This window comes from Hyphomicrobium methylovorum (assembly GCF_013626205.1).
Lineage (GTDB): Bacteria > Pseudomonadota > Alphaproteobacteria > Rhizobiales > Hyphomicrobiaceae > Hyphomicrobium_B > Hyphomicrobium_B methylovorum.
In genome coordinates this window covers 1,071,879-1,089,221 of record NZ_QHJE01000001.1, presented here as the reverse complement: position 1 = coordinate 1,089,221, position 17,343 = coordinate 1,071,879, and the positions used below count along the sequence as shown (strand labels likewise).

The window sequence follows — 17,343 nt, the reverse complement described above, 5'->3', positions numbered from 1 at the left end:
TTGGGATACGACACGGGCGAACTAAAGGCCATATGGGAGATCGAAGCCGCGCGCACGCGCGAGGAAGATCGCCGCGACTATGAGCGCGAGCTGGCCGGGATCGATATTGGCCGCGAGGCACGCTTCCACGGTACAGAATTTGTCGAAGAACGCCGTCAGGGCCGAGGCGGCGCATCCAGTGCCCAACGATCGGCGCAACAGCAATACGCCTCCCGACTACAGATGCTGCTGGCAACCAATCCGGGCTATGCCAAGGCATACAACAACACCATGGATGCCTTGGGCGATTCCGAGAAAGCAGCCGATGATGCGATTGAGAAGCTAGAGGTCGCTCTCACCAAGGCCCGCCGGGAAACTCAGGACATGCTTGAGCGCGCGGCAAAGCTGCCGGATGGCCGCCGAGTGTTCAAAGACAAAAACGGGCAAGTCTGGGACGAACACGGCGCGCATATCAGCGACGACCAAGCCGCTTCAATCCAATGGCGCGGCGATGAGCCGACACAGGAGGCTTTCAGCGATCAAAACCGCTATGCCGAAGACCTTTCCCGCAGCGTTGACGAGATGCGCGGCGTCCAAGTCGACCTCGGCGGCATCCGGGAGGAAATGACCGATAAGGACAACCCGCCGACGCAAGAGCGCGTGGAAGACCTTCGCGGTCAGATTCAAGAACTGGATCTGGAGACGCAGAAACATTTGAACGTGGTCAGAGTAGATCAAGTCAAACCGGCGGAAGTCCAGTTCTCAGGCACGGAAATGATGATGCTCCCGCCGAGTTAGTGCTATCTCGCGTATTTGAACGCTCCGCATTCCTTCTGAAGAACACTCATGATCACGGCTGTCGGATGGTAGTCGCCGTGCGCCTTCATCGCTTCAGCGATCCTGGGATACCCCCTAGTCGCCTCATCAGCTACCCATCGATCAATACACTTGGCCTGATCAGGCACGTTCTGAGTGGCAATCAGTCCGGCCATCATCGCCGAGGCGGAGATATATCCTTTCTGGTTCTCCTGCGGAAACTTCAGAAATTCTGATGCCTTAAACCCATCTGCAGCGTGACCAGCGCCACTGCATACGATGGTACTCAGACTTGCTATCGCTAGTGCTTTCCTGCTCAACATAAACGATCGTTATTGAGCAGGAGGGAAAACTAGCACGAGAATGAGACGACACTACTTAAGAACAGGCGGTTTTCCGCCAATGTGCGGCGCTAGCACTAGGACTCGTAGCGCCTCGTCAGAAAGGATCGATTTTGACGAGGTTGAGTCATGACCAACTTCTTTTTCCCAAGCGTCGAGGTGACAGGGCGGCGAATAGGATATGCGCGAGTTTCTACCGCTGACCAGAAGCTCCGCATGCAGCTTGACGGTCTCAAGGCCGCGCAGTGCGATGAGATTTTTAAAGACCACGGCATCAGCGGTGGCAAGGCCAGCAGGCCTGGCCTAGATCAAGCCCTCAAGACTTTGCGGCGCGGCGATGCACTCGTGGTGTTCAAGCTCGACCGGCTCAGCCGCTCGGTCCAGCACCTCTCCGATCTTCTGGTTAGATTAGGGAATGAGGGTATTCATTTCTGCTCGCTGGCGGAGGGCATTAACACCACTACGCCCGGCGGCAAACTCGTCTACCACCTGTTCGCTGCCTTCGCTGAGTTCCAACGTGATGTAATCAGCGAGAACACCGCACTAGGCCTAGCAGCTGCGCGGCAGCGAGGCACTGCGCTAGGACGCCCACCGCTGCTCTCGATCGATGTCATTCTCGAAGGTCATCGCGCTGTCATGCAGAAGGGCGACTCCATAAGAGAGGTCGCCCGGCGTTACAAAGTTTCTCCCACCACTTTGACGCGCGGGTTTAAACGTGCAGGCGTGGAGTGCGTTCACTAAAGTGATTGCCAGGGATGGATGGCTCAGATGAAGTTTGCAAGGAGTGCGTTCTGCGGAACGCTGTACTTTTTTTCGGTAAGCGCCGGTGCGGAACCACTCGTCACCCTAAGCGCGGACGAGCAAGGAAAGTCAGTGTCGCGCACGATTGATTGTGGGCTTCTTCGCAAAAATCCTAACGCTCCCCGCGATCTCCTCGTGAACTGCGCCTTCGTCGAACAGGTCCACGGGGACACCATCTGCTTCGACACTACACTTCGGCGCGATCCAAGAGATGCGGATGACGCAAAACGACTTTCAAGCTCCATTCTTGCCACAGCACTCCGCCATCTGGCGCATCAGCACAAACAATGCATGGCGCAGTACGCAGAGGTAGAGCTTAGAGCTGGCTCTTCGTCTCAGCGATTGGACGCCTTGCTAGGTACCGAGTGGCGACGCGATGATCGCGCGAACTGCATTCTCCGCCGCGCGAGAGACCTATGTAAGCAGGCGCTTGGCGCGCCCTAGAACTACAGATCGTCAAGCGTTACGTGAGGTTGCTCCGTCGGCGCATGCCCAAGGCCGTGACCAACATCTTGCAAGCACGCGTCTCCGGTACTTTTAGTAGCCGCGAACACAGCAACCGCTATGAACGCCGCAGAAACAATTCCGAATACATTTCCATTTGTCATTATATCTCCGAATAGCAATTGGTTTATTATTATCTGTATAATGATAATAATTCTCAATATCAATTTCTTAGCGTCAGGAATATATGCCTAGTTACGTAACCAGCTCGATTTCCGGGGAGTAAACAACTGACCATCCTCTCGTCAGCCGAACTTCGGCGACGCCGTGCGCGACGCTGCTGCTGCGTAACGTGAGTGGGTATGGCGCTTCCAGTATCTCTCGCGCCGATACATTCGACATCCACTGGCTGCCCCCCGCATCACACTCGGAGACAGGAGGTCTGATCCAACAGCGATCGCGATTGATCGCGATCTCCACGACCGACCATCGCGGAGTTTCGGTTGAAACGCCCTTAGCTGTGCTCTTTCCAAATCTCAGCAGCGCGCCGTGGTGATGCTCAAACCCCTCGTCGCCACGCCGAATTTCGTACCGAGGATCGATCCAGAGAAAGCCCGGCTGCCGGTGCCACATAGCGATCTGCAGCATCCAGTTGCAGACCAACGCCTCGATCTCCGCTTCTTGAAGTCCGGTACCATCCGTGAGGGATGACAGAAATTCACCACGCAAAGCATCGCTGCGAGGACCTGTCTCAGCCAAGAACGCTTCCAGAAACCGATCTCTTATCTCGATGAACTGCATGTAGCCCCGATTGCTGACCGCGTTTACCGGAACAGAAATTGTTAGAACTGATGATCCGCAAGATGTGTGCTGTATGACAGCACCATCTTGCTCGTCGGCTATCGCCTCCTCGGGAAGGGGGCCCGCTGCGCGCCCCCGTTCCATCCCCCCGGCCCGAGAGCTGGCCGCCAATATGAATGGCTTTTTCCCAGAGGTCCTGCGCCACCGCGCTATCCAGGTGGCACATATACAGCTGAGGTTTGCCATGCAGAGCGATTGCGCAAAGATCGATGAGGTTTCCGTCACGTCGCAGGCTGAGCAGAATGGCATCAACTACGCCAACATCATCCGAGCCTACATTGCCCACGTGCTCACCTGCGAAGGCACGCATTTTATCTGCTTCGACGAGGATATCGCCGCCCTTTCGCTGTCCGATGCGGAAGCCGCAGAGCTAGCTAGGCTCCGCGATGAGGTGGACGACGACCGCTAGCACTGTTCGCTGAGTTTGGCGACGGGGTCAGACCTGCCCACAGTTGCTTGACGAAGCAGATTGGGAAAAGCTTGCCTGCACCAAAGTGGTGCAACTACCATCAGTGCATGAGCCGAATCGCCTCCAACCCGAAAACCGCCCGCCTGTCCGTCAGCCTGGACGAGCAGACGTATCGCACGATCTGCGACATCGCCCGCGCTGATGACGTATCAGTCGCCTGGGTCATACGCCGCGCTGTGAATGATCTCGTCAAGAATCGTGATGCCGTAAGCAGCAGCCATGCCGCCGGGCCGATTTCCCGAACCCGAACTGCGAGAGGACGATAATGGCGGCCAGAGCATCTGCGGCGCGGCAACTCGCATTCACTGAATTCTCGCCCGTGCCGGACGCGGTACAGGCGCTGGCTTCGGCTGGCATTGAAGGACGCGGCGCGATCTTCACCCGCCGCGAGGTGGTGGATTTCATCCTTGATCTCGCCGGATATACAGCCGACCGCAAGCTCTACAAGCTGCGGCTGCTGGAGCCTTCGTTTGGCGATGGCGATTTCCTGCTGCCCGCCATCGAACGGTTGCTCAAATCAGCCAAGCGCGATCTCAAAGGCCAGCCGCTTGCTGATGCGCTCGCCGAAGCAGTTTGCGGCGTAGAGCTTCACGCAGCGACATTTGCAAAAACTTCTGCATCCGTGATTGGATTCCTGCGCGCGCAAGGGCTGACTTCCGCCCAAGCGACGAAGCTCGTGGCTGGCTGGCTGTGGCATGGCGACTTCCTGTTGCAGGAATTTCCTCGCACCTTCGATGTGGTGATCGGAAACCCGCCTTACGTACGGCAGGAACTGATCCCCGATGTGCTGATGGCCGAATACCGCGCGCGTTACCAAACGATCTATGACCGCGCCGATATTTATATACCCTTCATCGAGCACTCTCTCAGCCTTCTGGCCGAGGGCGGATTGCTCGGCTTTATTTGTGCTGATCGGTGGATGAAGAACCGCTATGGCGGCCCGCTGCGCAAGATGGTCGCGAGCGGCTTCCACCTTCGCGCCTATATCGACATGGTCGATACGCCTGCCTTTCATAGTGATGTCATCGCCTATCCGGCTATCACGCTCATCGCCAACGAAAAGGGCACGACCACGCGCGTTGCCCGCCGACCTGAAATCTGCGCGCCTGCGCTTAAGCGCCTTGGCAAATTCCTGAGCGCTGTGGAAACGCCGCCGGAGTCGAGCGGTGTTCGCGAGATGCACTCTATCGCGGCAGGGGCCGAGCCGTGGATTCTGGAATCCTTCGACCAGCTCGCAGTGGTCAGGCGGTTGGAAGAGTCCTTCCCCTCGCTAGAAGATGCGGGCTGCAAGGTCGGCATCGGTGTTGCCACCGGAGCCGACAAGGCCTTCATCGGTAAATTCGACGAGCTTGACGTGGAGCCTGACCGCAAGCTTCCCCTCGTGATGACGCGCGATATCCTGGACGGGCAGGTTGAATGGCGCGGCTATGGTGTCATCAACCCATTCAATGATGATGGCGGGCTTGTTGATCTCAAGGCCTATCCGAAGCTGCAAGCGTATTTAGAGGCGCGCAGAGAGCAAATCGCCAAGCGGCACGTCGCTGAAAAAGCCCCGGCGAACTGGTACCGCACCATCGACCGGATCTATCCGGCGATAACCAAAAAGCCCAAGCTGCTCATCCCCGACATCAAGGGCGAGGCGCATATTGTCTTTGAGGAAGGTAAGCTCTACCCCCATCACAATCTTTATTTCATCACCTCGGAGGAGTGGGACATCAAGGCGCTGCAAGCCGTCCTGCTTTCCGGCATCGCACGCCTGTTTGTGTCCATCTATTCGACGCGCATGCGCGGCGGGTACATGCGGTTTCAAGCACAGTATCTGCGCCGCATCCGCGTCCCGCGCTGGTCTGATGTTCCGGCTGCCGCCCGCAAGGAACTGATCGCGGCAGCAGAGCGCGGCGACAGCGCCGCCTGCAACACGGCTGTGTTTAAGCTCTACGGGCTATCTAAAGCCGAACGCGCCGCTATCGGCGGGAACGGGGACTAGATGGCGATCAACCTTGCGGATTATCAAAACCAAACGCGCGAAGCGGTTCAGGCCTTCTGGGGCAACCGCGAGATGGCGCGCCAGAAGCAGATAGAGGCCGGAAATGTCGATGCCGGTGAGCGTGCCGGTGTCACCGCTGGCAAGAACATGGATGGGTTCGTTGCTCTCGTCATTGATCTTGTCAAAGCGAACGGCCTGGACGCGGCTACGATCTACCGCGACCGCGCGCTCGTTACGCTTCCGGGTTACTTCCGGCCTACCAAGCTCTGGGATTTGCTGGTGATCAATGAAGGCAGGCTGATCGCCGCGCTTGAGTTCAAAAGCCAGGTCGGCCCATCCTTCGGCAACAACTTCAACAATCGAACCGAAGAAGCCATCGGCACGGCGCATTGTCTCTGGACAGCCTACCGCGAAGGGGCCTTCGGCAAGCATCCGCGCCCCTTCCTCGGCTGGCTGATGCTGCTCGAAGACGCGCCGGAGTCACGCAAGCCGGTAACGGATCGCTCTCCGCACTTCCCGATATTCCCCGAGTTCGCCGGGGCATCATACCAGCAGCGGTACAAAATCCTGTGTCAGCGCCTGATGCAGGAGCAGCTTTATTCAGCGGCCTCTATTCTCACGTCGCCCCGCACTGCCTCCGCCGATGGCGCATACGCAGAGCTTGACGAGATGACGGGCCTCAAAACCTTTGTCACCAGCTTCGCCGGACATATTGCGGCAGAGGCGGCGCGCTGACCTTAGGCCTGGGCGCTAGAAAACTTTGAAGACGTTCAGCAACAGTACCTCAAGATGGTGCGCGACCATGTTCGGTCCCACCTTCATCGAATTCGGATGACCGCATGCGTTTCGCAGCTTGAGGCCTTTTTGGAGTTCATCTTTCACGTTCTTGCCGATTACCGAGATCGCGGCCAGCCGTTCTAAAAAGGTGAACTCCTTCATCAGTCCTAGATCGTCTGTGCTTACTGCGGGCTTCCATTTCGCATCCAGACGCGATGCTTCCGCGTTGAAAGCCACCAGCTTGTGCTTGTGGACGTGCAGATGAAGCACGTGCATAGCCCCAACCCACGACATCACCACCGCAGATCGATAAAGGCCGTACTCGTAGCACTTAATGGCCTCTTCCACGAAGCTCCGCGTGTCAGCGTCTTTGATGTTTGGAAGTTCTGCCCTTAAGTCGTGAGCGATATTCGCGGCGGCTGGCGCTAGCTGACTTACGCCGAGCGTTCGCAGGTGGCTTTTGCCAGCTTCGCTCAGCTCCCAACCGTCGGGGGTGCTGATCGCCAACCCATCAGACTTGGAAAGGGTCGAGGATGGGTTCCAGCTGTCGGTGATTTTCAGGCCACCGGCCCGGGCCCGTTCTTTTATATCTTTCACTTGGGCGGGCGCATCGAAGGTGGCCAGAACAAGCAATAGCTTGTCCAACTGCCTTAACTCCTTGCGATGCAGCCACGCCTTGAGATCACCCTGCTTCAGCAAGCTTTTGCTCCAGTTTCTGGCGCTCCTTGTGCGACAAGGAATAGGTGCTTGCGCTGACCAGCCTCAGCCGATCTTCTTTCGCCAGAGTCTTAAGCGTTGAAGTCAGATTGTTGCTCATGGTCTGCTTGTAAAATGTGGTGGCAGACTGCATTTCCTTCAGCAAATCTGCGCGGGTGAACGTCTCCCGACCCTCGACCAAGATAAGACGCGCCGCTGCTGCAATAGCCAAATCCCCGCCGGTAGAGGCATTCAGAAGCGTTGCGATAGTGTTGGTCGAGTGCGTCGACTTGGAGCCGTTTGCCAGCGGCAACGGAGGCTCAACGGCATTGGCCTGGATCATCGTGGGCGCTGGACGCTGCAGATCGGCGCGCTCCTGAACGAGTTCCAACATGCGTCCAACGGTCGGCATCACTTCCTCTTTGAGGAATTGAGCGCCACCCTCGTATTCGATTTCCGCTGCGCCGAGCTTCACGCGCAGCCGCGTCTTTTCATCTTGCATAGCTACCCCGCTGTCTGAGCCTTTTCGATCATTGCCTTCACCGCGCGTATGCCGGCGAGCGTCACCTTGTAGGTTTTTCTTGCCTGCTGACTGGTACCGCTTTTCCGAAGCTGCTGAATTTGCGCGGGCTTCATGTCTTTGAGCTGATCCAGCGCATTCGTTATGTTGGCGATCCCGTGACCAAGGTGTTTCAACTCTGTGTTGATCGCTTGCGAACTGAAGCTGTCGTGTCCGATGTTGTCTTGCAGCCAAACGCCGACCACGAGCGCCTTTTCCGCGTTAGTAGCCGGGTTTGCCGCATCGTATAGATCGGCAAGGGAGTCGAATTTCAAACCGACAACATTTTGATTGGCTGACAGCGATCCTTCGGCTGAAATCTCCTCAGGCTCGGATACAATGGAATCCAAGCCAAAAAGGCTGACGATGTAGTTCACCACACGCTGGCGACCGTCTGCATCGAGGGGTTCCAGCGCTTTGTAAACAGTCTGGATCGCATCGAATTCTTTCGTCGGTGACGGCGCGGCTGCTGTGTTCATCGCAAGTCCTCTAAGTTTCTTGATCCTTATATATGCTTGAGTCTTGATGGTTCAAGTGGAAAGACTCTTGATCGATGTTCTTTTTTTGTTTTTATCTATGATTTCAAAGACTCGGGGGCGGGACTTGATATGCGCCTCCCCGGCGCTGCCGGGGCCGGGCTCTCGTGAACCAAGCCCGCCAGTGCAGTGCGGTCTTGTCCCTTCGGGCTTCGATCCCTGACGCGAAGTGGCTAAGGGGCGCTGCCCCTCGCGCGCGCAAGGCATCCAAGCGCATCCCCGCATTTCATGCGGGCCCCCTCGCTCGGAGCCTCCTTGCGCTTGCTAACCCCGCTCTCGCCGAGGGGCAGGGGTGCATGCGCACCCCTTTTTCAAGTTTCAAGTGTTTGTCTGTCTTCCGCCCGGCGGGCTTCCCCCCGGTCATGATTCTGGAAACTGGCATGGTGCTTCTCAATGAAAGGAAGCGCCGCATGACCACCGATCTCAGACAATTCCTGCCCTATGTCGAACACTGCAATCTCACCGAGGCCCAGAAGCTGGAGCTTCTCGCCGATCTCTGGTCGATTATGGAGAGCTTCGCAGACGAGGCGTGGGGCATTGTCGAAAAGAACGATTTTGCGAATGACAACGACCAATTTTCTCGCATTAAGTCGTTGAATACTATAGACTATATGCATGCAGATAACGCGAACGCGCCTCTGCCCGAAGCCGGGCAAAGCGCCCGCTCGCAAGCAAACAAGGACTAATCCGCCCCGGAAAGACACCGCCTGCCATGACAACCGACACCGCGACCCGCGCCGTTATTTACTGCCGCGTCTCCGACCCCAAACAAGTAACGCGCGGCTCCGGCCTCGGCTCGCAGGAAACGCGCTGCCGTGATTACGCGCGGTCCAAAGGCTTTGAGGTTGTGGAAGTCTTCCGCGATGAAGGCTCATCGGGCAGCGTCATCGACCGTTCCGGCATGCTTTCCATGCTGGCTTTCCTGAAAAAGCATCGCCGCACCGATACGCATGTTGTCATCATCGACGACATCAGCCGCCTTGCGCGCGGGCTCGAAGCGCATATCCAGCTTCGCACGGCGATCTCAGCCGCAGGCGGCAAGCTGGAATCGCCATCCATCGAGTTCGGCGAAGACTCCGACAGCATGCTGGTCGAGAACCTGCTCGCCTCCGTCTCGCAGCACCAGCGCCAGAAGAACGCCGAGCAGACCAAGAACCGCATGCAGGCCCGCGCCGCTAATGGCTATTGGGGATTCTCGCCGCCCATCGGCTACCGCTATGACCGCGTGGCCGGGCATAGCGGCAAGGTGCTCGTGCCGCGTGAGCCGCTCGCCAGCGTTATCAAGGAAGCGTTGGAAGGCTTCGCATCCAACCGCTTTGAAACGCAGGCCGAGGTGCAGCGGTTCTTCCAGAACAATCCCATCTTCCCCAAGAACCGCTCCGGCACCGTTCATCCGAACAGGGTGAGCCAGATTCTCACGCAAGTGCTCTATGCCGGATACATGAGCGTGCCGGAATGGGGAATGTATCGCGTTGCCGCCAAGCATGAGGCGCTGATTACATACGAAACGTTCCTCAAGATTGATGAGCGGCTGCATGGGCGTCAGACTGTTGCGCCGGAACGTGCCGATCTGAGCGATGATTTCCCGCTGCGCGGCTTCGTCAATTGCGCCTGCTGCGACCGGCCCATGACCGCCGCCTGGGCGCGGGGCAGCAAAGGCACGCGATATGCTTATTACTGGTGCTTCACCAAAGGCTGCGAACAGGCTCGCAAGAACATCCGCAAGGCAACGCTGGAAGGCGACTTCGACCGCCTGATAGATTCCGTTCGGCCCACGCAGGAACTGCTGTTCACCGCGCACGCCATGCTCAAGGTACTATGGGAGCAGCGCGAGGCGAACGCCAAGGAACGCGCAGCGCACGCCTCGCGCGAATTGCAGACCGTTGAGCGCAAGATCGAGCAGCTAGTGGCCCGCCTTGTTGAAGCCGACAATCGTGCCGTGATCAGCGCTTATGAAGCGCAGCTTCAAAAGCTTCAGGATCAGAAAAATCTGCTGACTGAAAAAGCAGCCACTGCGAGCCGCCCGAAGAAGAGCTTCGAGGAAAGTTTTCGAACCTCGTTCGCCTTCCTCTCAAACCCCCGGATTCTATGGGATTCTGGCCGCATCGAGCACCGCCGGAAACTGGTGCGTCTCCTGTTTGGCGGTAGGGTGAAATACGATGTTTCTGGAGGACTTCGAACCCCCCAGATCACCAAGCTTTTCGCGGCTTTGCAGGAGTTTTCAAACGACAATTCAGTAATGGCGCACCCGGTAGGATTCGAACCTACGACCTCTGCCTTCGGAGGGCAGCACTCTATCCAGCTGAGCTACGGGTGCCTGAAGAGCCAGACTGATAGCCCATTCGCCTCGTGCCCGCAAATGTCTTACGCGCCGCACGTTCGCGGGATCTAAGGCGCGGCATCAAGCTGAGGTCGGGCGGCAAAGGGGCGGTGATCGGCACACGCCCGCAGCACGCGGGGGTTGAGCCCCGCGTCTCGCCACGGCGCGTGCCAGTGTTGAGCGTTTAGTAGCGGCAGGGACGGGCAACGACGACGCACTTGGCGAGCAAGATCGCGTTCTTTTTGCAATCCCACTGGCGGTCCTGCGCGTTGCGGAAATCGGCATACCGGGGCCCGTAGAGGTTGCGCGCCGTCCGGCGCCATCTGATGCGGGCTTCTTCCCGCGCCTTTGCGGAACCAGCGCCCAAAATTCCCGTGGCCGTGGCAAATCCTTCCACCGGCGCCCGGCACCGCGGCAGCGCTTCGGCACTGAACGTGGTGAGGCCAGTCGTTGCAGCGGCGGCAATCGCAAGGGCCGCAATTCTGGTCGTTGTGCGCATGGCGCTTTCTCCCGCTACGGCCGAATTGCCCGTGGCAACCGGCTCCGTTGAATACCCGGCGTCATCAGCCATGCGGTCCGTTGCACTGTCAACAGACGCCAGGCCCAAGCGCCGGTATGTTCCGGTACTTGGAGAAGTTGGCCGGCACGTTGCGGCCCGGCGGTTTTTCGAGGGCAGACTTGCGGCGTTTTGAGATGACTGGCCTCGGCGCGCGATCGCCCTATAGTGCGGCGCCATGAGCAACAAAGCGAACACCATTCCGCCGTCGGAAAACGCAGCACCGGCAGATGCCGAGATTGTGCCCGTCGGCAAGGGAAGCCACGTCTATCTGATCGACGGATCTGGCTACATCTTCCGCGCATTCCACGCGCTTCCGCCGTTGACGCGTCCGTCCGACGGTCTGCCTGTTGGCGCGGTACACGGCTTTTGCCAGATGCTCTGGAAGCTACTGCGCGAAACGAAAGTGTCCGAAGCGCCGACGCATTTCGCTGTCATATTCGATGCCGGACGCGATACCTTCCGCAATGACATCTATCCGCAATACAAGGCGCAACGTCCGCCGCCGCCGGAAGAGCTGATTCCGCAGTTCGCGCTCATCCGCGATGCTGTTCGAGCCTTCAACGTCGCTTGCATCGAACTCGACCGATACGAAGCGGATGACCTCATTGCCACTTACGCGCGCCACGCTTGCGAAGCCGGTGGCGACGTCACGGTTGTGTCGTCCGATAAGGATTTGATGCAACTCGTGCGTCCTGGCGTCACGATGTTCGATGGCATGAAATCGAAGCGCATCGGTCGCGACGAAGTCATCGAAAAATTCGGCGTTCCGCCGGAGAAGGTGATCGATGTGCAGGCGCTGGCAGGCGACTCGATCGACAACGTGCCAGGCGTTCCCGGCATTGGCATCAAGACCGCGGCCGAGCTGCTCGCGACCTACGGCGATCTCGACTCGTTGCTGGCGCGCGCGGGTGAGATCAAGCAGCCGAAGCGGCGTGAGAAGCTTATCGAATTTGCCGAGCAGGCGCGCATCTCGCGACAGCTCGTAACGCTGAAGGACGACGTACCGCTTGAGATCGCAACGGACGCGCTGTGCGTTCGTGATCCTGATGCACAGACGCTGCTCAGCTTCTTGCGGCAGATGGAATTCAACACGCTAACGAAGCGCATCTCCGAAGGTCTCGGCGTCGAAGCACCACCGCCGCTCGCGGCGTCCGTTGGCGCCAGCGTGAAACCAAAGCCGGTGCCGGGCGGCATCGGAGAGGCCGGAGAAGACACGTCCGTACCAGAAGAATCGTCGCCGGCTGCTGCGGTTGCCGCGGCGGCGGCGAGCGTTCGCGCAAATCCGATAGACCGCAGCACGTATGAAACCGTAACGACACGCGCTGCGCTCCTTGCCTGGATCGATAAAGCGCAAAAGGCAGGACGCGTTGCGTTTGATACCGAAACGACGGCGATCAGTGCGCTCGATGCTGATCTGGTTGGCCTGTCGCTCGCCGTTGCGCCGGGCGAAGCCTGCTATATTCCGTTGGGTCACACCGGTCCGAGCGGTGATCTGTTCGGTGGCGAGGACAATCGCCCCAAGCAGCTCGACGCGATTGAAGCCCTGGAAATTCTGCGGCCGCTTCTCGAAGATCCGTCGATCCTGAAGATCGGCCAGAACATCAAATACGATCTCTTGGTGATGAAGCGCCGGGGCATCGATGTTACGCCGATCGACGACACGATGCTTCTGTCCTACGCGCTCGATGGGGGTCGCGGACAGCACGGCATGGATGCGCTTGCGGAACGCCACCTCGGCCACGCATGCATGACATTCGCGCAAGCGATGGGCCACGCGCCCGGTGCGAAGAAATCCGACAAGACCTTCGCTGCCATGCCGCTCGACAAAGCGACCGAGTACGCCGCCGAAGATGCGGACGTGACGCTGCGGCTCTGGCTGGTGCTGAAGCCGCGCCTGGCCGCTGAGCGTATGACGACCGTGTACGAAACACTGGAACGGCCACTGGTGCCCGTCATCGTCGATATGGAATACGCTGGGATCAAGGTCGATCGCAGCATTCTAACGCGGCTGTCGAACGCCTTCGCGCAACGCACCGTCAAGCTTGAAGAAGAGATCAACGGGCTCGTTGGCCACAAGTTCAATCTCGGCTCGCCCAAACAACTCGGCGAACTGTTGTTCGACCGGTTGAAACTGCCGGGCGGCAAGAAGACCAAAACCGGGCAATGGGAAACGCGCGCAAACGTGCTCGATGATCTCGCCGCCAATGAAGAACTGGATGGAGACGCGCGCCGCCTCGTCAATACGATGCTCGAATGGCGGCAGATGACGAAGCTGAAGTCGACCTATACCGACGCGCTGCCGGAATATATCAACGCCACAACGGGCCGCATCCACACGAGCTACGCGCTGGGCGCGACGACAACGGGGCGCCTCGCATCGTCTGACCCCAATCTGCAGAACATCCCGATCCGCACCAAGGAAGGCCGCGAAATTCGCACGGCGTTTATCGGCGACAACGCGCTAACGCTCGTTTCGGCTGACTATTCGCAGATCGAGCTTCGCGTTCTGGCGCACGTTGCCGACATTCCGCAGTTGAAGAAAGCGTTCGCCAACGGGCTGGACATTCACGCAATGACAGCGTCTGAAATGTTCGGCGTTCCGATCAAGGATATGCCGTCAGAGGTTCGCCGACGCGCCAAGGCGATCAACTTCGGCATCATCTACGGTATCTCCGCGTTCGGTCTTGCAAATCAGCTCGCCATAAGTCGCGAAGAGGCGGGCGACTACATCAAAACCTATTTCCAGCGTTTCCCGGGAATTCGCGACTACATGGACGCGACGAAGAAGGCGGCGCACGCGCACGGCTATGTCGAGACCATCTTCGGTCGCCGCATCCACTACCCCGAGATCAATACCAAGAACCCGTCGATGCGCGGCTTCCTTGAACGTGCTGCGATCAACGCACCGATCCAGGGCTCGGCCGCAGACATCATTCGCCGTGCCATGATCCGCGTGCCAGCGGCCCTCGAGGCGGCGAAGCTGGAGAACGCGCGCATGCTCCTGCAGGTGCACGACGAGCTTGTGTTCGAAGTTGAAAAAGAGAGCGCACCACGCCTCATCGAAATCGCGCGCAAGGTCATGGAAACAGCAGCCGAGCCCGCCGTAAAGCTGTCGGTGCCAATCCATGTTGACGCCAAAGCGGCAGCCAACTGGGATGAGGCCCACTAAGACAAGCGCAGCTTTTACTCAGCCGCAAACCGCGATGCGCTGAGTAGGTGCTCGATGCTGGTCTGATAGATCAGTCGGACGCATGCGAAGCGGGCGCAAGAATGCCATTCAGTGCGGCACCATTCGATTTGTAGTGCTCGCCGTTTGGCGCAGACTTCGGAGCGGATCCGGCAGACTTGGCTTCGCCGCGACGCTTGGCATCGACCATGCGGATGAATTCGCGAATGCGCGGCTGAATTTCCGTCCGCCAACGCGTGCCATTGAAGACGCCATAGTGCCCGACGCCCGGCTGCACATAGTGGACTTTTTCATCGACGGGGACGGACGTACAGAGGTCCTGAGCAGCCTCTGTCTGGCCGAGGCCGCAGATGTCGTCTCGCTCGCCTTCGACCGTGAAGAGAGCGGTTTTCGAAATCGCGCCGCAATCAACCGGCACGCCACGATGCGTGAGCCGCTTGTCGGGAAGCAGGTGTTCCTGAAACACGATCTGCACCGTCTGCAGATAGAACTCGGCCGAAAGATCCATGACCGAGAGATACTCTTCATAGAACGCGTGATGCTGCTTTACGCTGTCGCAATCACCCGCAACCAGATTGTTGAACAGGTCGACGTGCGCATTCATGTGCCGCTCGAGGTTCATGGTCATGAACCCTGTGAGCTGCATGAAGCCCGGATACACCGGCCGCATGAAACCGGTGTGAGGGAAGGGAACGGTCGAGATCACGTTCCGCTCGAACCATTCGATGGGCTTGGCAGCGGCGAGTTCGTTGACCGCCGTCGGATTGCGCCGCGTATCGATCGGGCCGCCCATCAGGACGAGCGACGCGGGATGCACATCTTCGTCCCGGCTTGCCATGACAGCCGTCGCGACAAGCGCGGGAACAGCAGGCTGACATACGGCGATGACGTGCGTGTCAGGTCCGAGCACGCGAACGAAATCGATGAGATAATCGACGAAGTCTTCGAAGTCGAAGCGGCCAGAGGCGATCGGCACATTACGCGCATCAACCCAATCGGTGATGTAGACGTCGTGCTCTTTGATCATCGCTTCCACGGTTCCGCGCAGAAGCGTGGCGTAGTGCCCGGACATCGGAGCAACGATCAGAACTTTGGGATCGGGCCGGTTGTTCGTCTTCGGAAACTCGCGCTCGAAACGTAGCAGATTGCAAAAGGGCCGGGCCGCAACGAGCTTCTCGTGCACAGGAACAGTCTGCCCCGCGTGCGTGACGCTGTTGATACCGAATTCCGGCTTGCCATAGCGGCGTGTGATGTTCTCGAAGACTTCGCACGCAGCGATAAGGTTTTTCCCCACCGCCGTGTAGGCCACGGGGTTCAACGGCCAGTCAATCGTCTGCCGGAACGCCTGCACGCCGAATCGCACAGGGGACATAAACGCATGGGCCATTTCATAGGCATAATAGTTCATCGCGTTCGTAGTCCCTTGTTTTTAATGCAAATTTTAGCGAGCTATCTCCAGCTGCAGAGCAGCATTCTGTTGCATCGCATTAGTATAGAACGATTGTAGTGTGCCTCAATCCAGAAATCGTTTGCTTGCCTAATGATAACGGGCACCGTGCATATTAGGTACAGTCTGTGGAAGTGGCTTCGACGTGAACGCACCGCAATAATAGCCGCAGCGAGAAACCCTGTTCACTAGACTTTAGTTCCGCAGTGCATCATCGGTGGGTCGCTTTATCACCCGCAGGAATCGCATGACCCCCGACAAGCCGACTGACCCACGACTGGCCTTTTGGTTAAGGCGGTTTGTGAAAGTCGAACCAACCGAGACGATGGCACTGCTCGCCTCGTTTGCGATGTTCTTCACGTTACTCTCCGCGTACTACATCATTCGTCCTGTGCGCGACGAAATCGGGGTGATGCTCGGCAAGGATGTGCTGCATCAGCTTTTCAGCATCGTATTCGTCGTGATGCTGGTTCTGGTTCCGCTGTTCGGATTTGTCGCCGCTCGTTTCCAGCGCCGCTACGTGCTTCCGGCAATCTATACGTTCTTTGTGCTGAACCTCGTCGGCTTCTGGATCGCGATGAAAACGATGCCCGGCAGCCAGCTCGCTGCGGGCACGTTTTTTGTCTGGGCCAGCGTTTTCAACCTGTTCGTCGTCTCGCTGTTTTGGAGTCTGATGTCGGAGCTTTGGTCTCATGCCGAAGCGCGCCGGCTGTACGGCTTCATCTCGGCCGGAGGCACGGCTGGCGCACTCGCTGGTCCGCTGCTCACGCAAGGTTTGGTGCGTGCGCTCTCGCCGGTCGATCTCTTGTTGATCTCGGCGGTTTTGCTTCTTGTCTCGATGCTCGCTGGAATTCTCGTTCGCCGCCTGCGACCCGGTCAGGAGGGCGCGGAAACCGATCTCGCCGTTGGCGGCATCTTCGATGGCGCGGTCAAGGTCTTCACGACGCCGATGTTTCTCTACATCGCGCTATTCGTGTTTCTTGCGAACGTCGTCGGCACGTTCTTTTATCTCGAGCAAGCGCGGCTGGTCGCGCTGACAATTCCCGACACAACAACGCGCGTCGAATTCTTTGCCGGACGCGATCTCGCCGTCAGCATTGCAACATTGCTGATCGAGCTGTTCGGAACCGCGCGCGTATTACAGCGCTTTGGTTTGACAGCGGCGCTGCTCGCGCTCCCGATGACGGCCGCGTTCGGAACGTTGTTGCTGAGCTTCGATGCGGCTCTGTGGGTTGTCGCCGCCGTGATGGTCGCTGAACGAGTCGTCGCGTTCGCGCTCGCAAATCCCGCAGTAAAGGTGATCTACACGCTCGCCCAGCCAGACGAAAAATACAAAGTCCAGAACTTCATCGACACCGTCGTGTATCGCGGTGGCGACGCGTCATCGAGCTGGGTCTACGGCGCCGCCGGTGGAGGACTTGGATTCGCATCCGGAACCATCGCTGCGGTGGCCATTCCGCTTGTCGGGCTTTGGCTATGGGTGGCTAAAAACCTGGGGCGCGAACATAGCCGTCACGCTGCCGAAAAAGCGTGACCTGCGTCCGTCCGCGGCAACCGGCCATTC

General features: G+C 58.5%; 15 protein-coding genes, 1 tRNA gene and 1 pseudogene. 10 read left to right on the top strand and 7 right to left on the bottom strand.

Annotated elements, in window-relative coordinates; genetic code table 11:
* Positions 1-777 (top strand): hypothetical protein, encoded by a 777-nt coding sequence (locus DLM45_RS05375; RefSeq protein WP_181336140.1) that lies wholly within the window; start codon positions 1-3, stop codon positions 775-777.
* A gap of 488 nt (positions 778-1,265) precedes the next feature.
* Entirely contained in the window at positions 1,266-1,877 is a 612-nt protein-coding gene (locus DLM45_RS05370) for a recombinase family protein (protein ID WP_181336138.1), read from the top strand.
* Between the two features lie 759 nt (positions 1,878-2,636).
* Here the strand turns inward: DLM45_RS05370 and DLM45_RS05365 are convergent.
* On the bottom strand, positions 2,637-3,182 hold the full coding sequence (locus tag DLM45_RS05365; RefSeq protein ID WP_210269802.1) for a hypothetical protein: 546 nt from the start codon (positions 3,180-3,182) through the stop codon (positions 2,637-2,639).
* A gap of 244 nt (positions 3,183-3,426) precedes the next feature.
* Here DLM45_RS05365 and DLM45_RS05360 point away from each other — a divergent pair, with 244 nt between their 5' ends.
* The 4 genes from DLM45_RS05360 to DLM45_RS05345 all read left to right on the top strand — a co-directional run bounded on the left by DLM45_RS05360 (position 3,427) and on the right by DLM45_RS05345 (position 6,433).
* On the top strand, positions 3,427-3,651 hold the full coding sequence (locus DLM45_RS05360) for a hypothetical protein (protein WP_181336134.1): 225 nt from the start codon (positions 3,427-3,429) through the stop codon (positions 3,649-3,651).
* A gap of 107 nt (positions 3,652-3,758) precedes the next feature.
* Positions 3,759-3,977: a ribbon-helix-helix protein, CopG family gene (locus DLM45_RS16600; protein ID WP_181336132.1), complete on the top strand. Its 219-nt coding sequence runs from the start codon at positions 3,759-3,761 to the stop codon at positions 3,975-3,977.
* Positions 3,977-5,698 (top strand): Eco57I restriction-modification methylase domain-containing protein, encoded by a 1,722-nt coding sequence (locus tag DLM45_RS05350; protein ID WP_181336130.1) that lies wholly within the window; start codon positions 3,977-3,979, stop codon positions 5,696-5,698. The genes DLM45_RS16600 and DLM45_RS05350 overlap by 1 nt, the downstream gene beginning before the upstream one ends.
* The gene (locus tag DLM45_RS05345; RefSeq protein ID WP_181336121.1) at positions 5,699-6,433 is read left to right on the top strand and encodes a PaeR7I family type II restriction endonuclease; all 735 of its coding nucleotides are present in this window, start codon (positions 5,699-5,701) and stop codon (positions 6,431-6,433) included.
* 15 nt (positions 6,434-6,448) lie between these two features.
* Here DLM45_RS05345 and DLM45_RS05340 read toward each other — a convergent pair whose 3' ends face one another.
* The 3 genes from DLM45_RS05340 to DLM45_RS05330 are packed head-to-tail and all read right to left on the bottom strand — an operon-like array spanning position 6,449 to position 8,209.
* Positions 6,449-7,174 carry a hypothetical protein gene (locus tag DLM45_RS05340; protein WP_181336119.1) on the bottom strand — a complete coding sequence of 242 codons (726 nt, stop codon included), beginning with the start codon at positions 7,172-7,174 and terminating at the stop codon, positions 6,449-6,451.
* The gene (locus DLM45_RS05335) at positions 7,158-7,673 is read right to left on the bottom strand and encodes a hypothetical protein (RefSeq protein WP_181336117.1); all 516 of its coding nucleotides are present in this window, start codon (positions 7,671-7,673) and stop codon (positions 7,158-7,160) included. Before DLM45_RS05335 ends, DLM45_RS05340 begins: the two co-directional genes overlap by 17 nt.
* A 2-nt stretch (positions 7,674-7,675) precedes the next feature.
* On the bottom strand, positions 7,676-8,209 hold the full coding sequence (locus DLM45_RS05330; RefSeq protein ID WP_181336115.1) for a hypothetical protein: 534 nt from the start codon (positions 8,207-8,209) through the stop codon (positions 7,676-7,678).
* Positions 8,210-8,562: 353 nt separating this feature from the next.
* Between DLM45_RS05330 and DLM45_RS05325 the strand changes: the two genes are divergently transcribed.
* Positions 8,563-8,952 (top strand): hypothetical protein, encoded by a 390-nt coding sequence (locus DLM45_RS05325; RefSeq protein ID WP_210269801.1) that lies wholly within the window; start codon positions 8,563-8,565, stop codon positions 8,950-8,952.
* Between the two features lie 26 nt (positions 8,953-8,978).
* Positions 8,979-9,947, top strand: a pseudogene (locus DLM45_RS16460) (recombinase family protein); the annotation flags it as partial.
* Between the two features lie 559 nt (positions 9,948-10,506).
* Here the strand turns inward: DLM45_RS16460 and DLM45_RS05315 are convergent.
* Both DLM45_RS05315 and DLM45_RS05310 read right to left on the bottom strand, forming a co-directional pair.
* Positions 10,507-10,583: transfer RNA gene (locus DLM45_RS05315), tRNA-Arg, on the bottom strand.
* Between the two features lie 187 nt (positions 10,584-10,770).
* Positions 10,771-11,085 carry a hypothetical protein gene (locus DLM45_RS05310; RefSeq protein WP_181336111.1) on the bottom strand — a complete coding sequence of 105 codons (315 nt, stop codon included), beginning with the start codon at positions 11,083-11,085 and terminating at the stop codon, positions 10,771-10,773.
* A 235-nt stretch (positions 11,086-11,320) separates the two neighbouring features.
* Here DLM45_RS05310 and polA point away from each other — a divergent pair, with 235 nt between their 5' ends.
* Positions 11,321-14,314, top strand: a complete 2,994-nt coding sequence (polA, locus tag DLM45_RS05305) for a DNA polymerase I (protein ID WP_181336109.1) — start codon at positions 11,321-11,323, stop codon at positions 14,312-14,314.
* A gap of 70 nt (positions 14,315-14,384) precedes the next feature.
* Here the strand turns inward: polA and DLM45_RS05300 are convergent, their stop codons facing one another.
* Positions 14,385-15,704, bottom strand: coding sequence for a polyhydroxyalkanoate depolymerase (locus tag DLM45_RS05300; protein WP_246317166.1), 1,320 nt, complete (start codon positions 15,702-15,704; stop codon positions 14,385-14,387).
* A 376-nt stretch (positions 15,705-16,080) separates the two neighbouring features.
* Here DLM45_RS05300 and DLM45_RS05295 point away from each other — a divergent pair, with 376 nt between their 5' ends.
* Complete coding sequence (locus DLM45_RS05295; RefSeq protein WP_343062243.1) at positions 16,081-17,313, top strand: NTP/NDP exchange transporter; 1,233 nt, start codon at positions 16,081-16,083, stop codon at positions 17,311-17,313.
* The last annotated feature ends 30 nt before the right edge of the window (positions 17,314-17,343 follow it).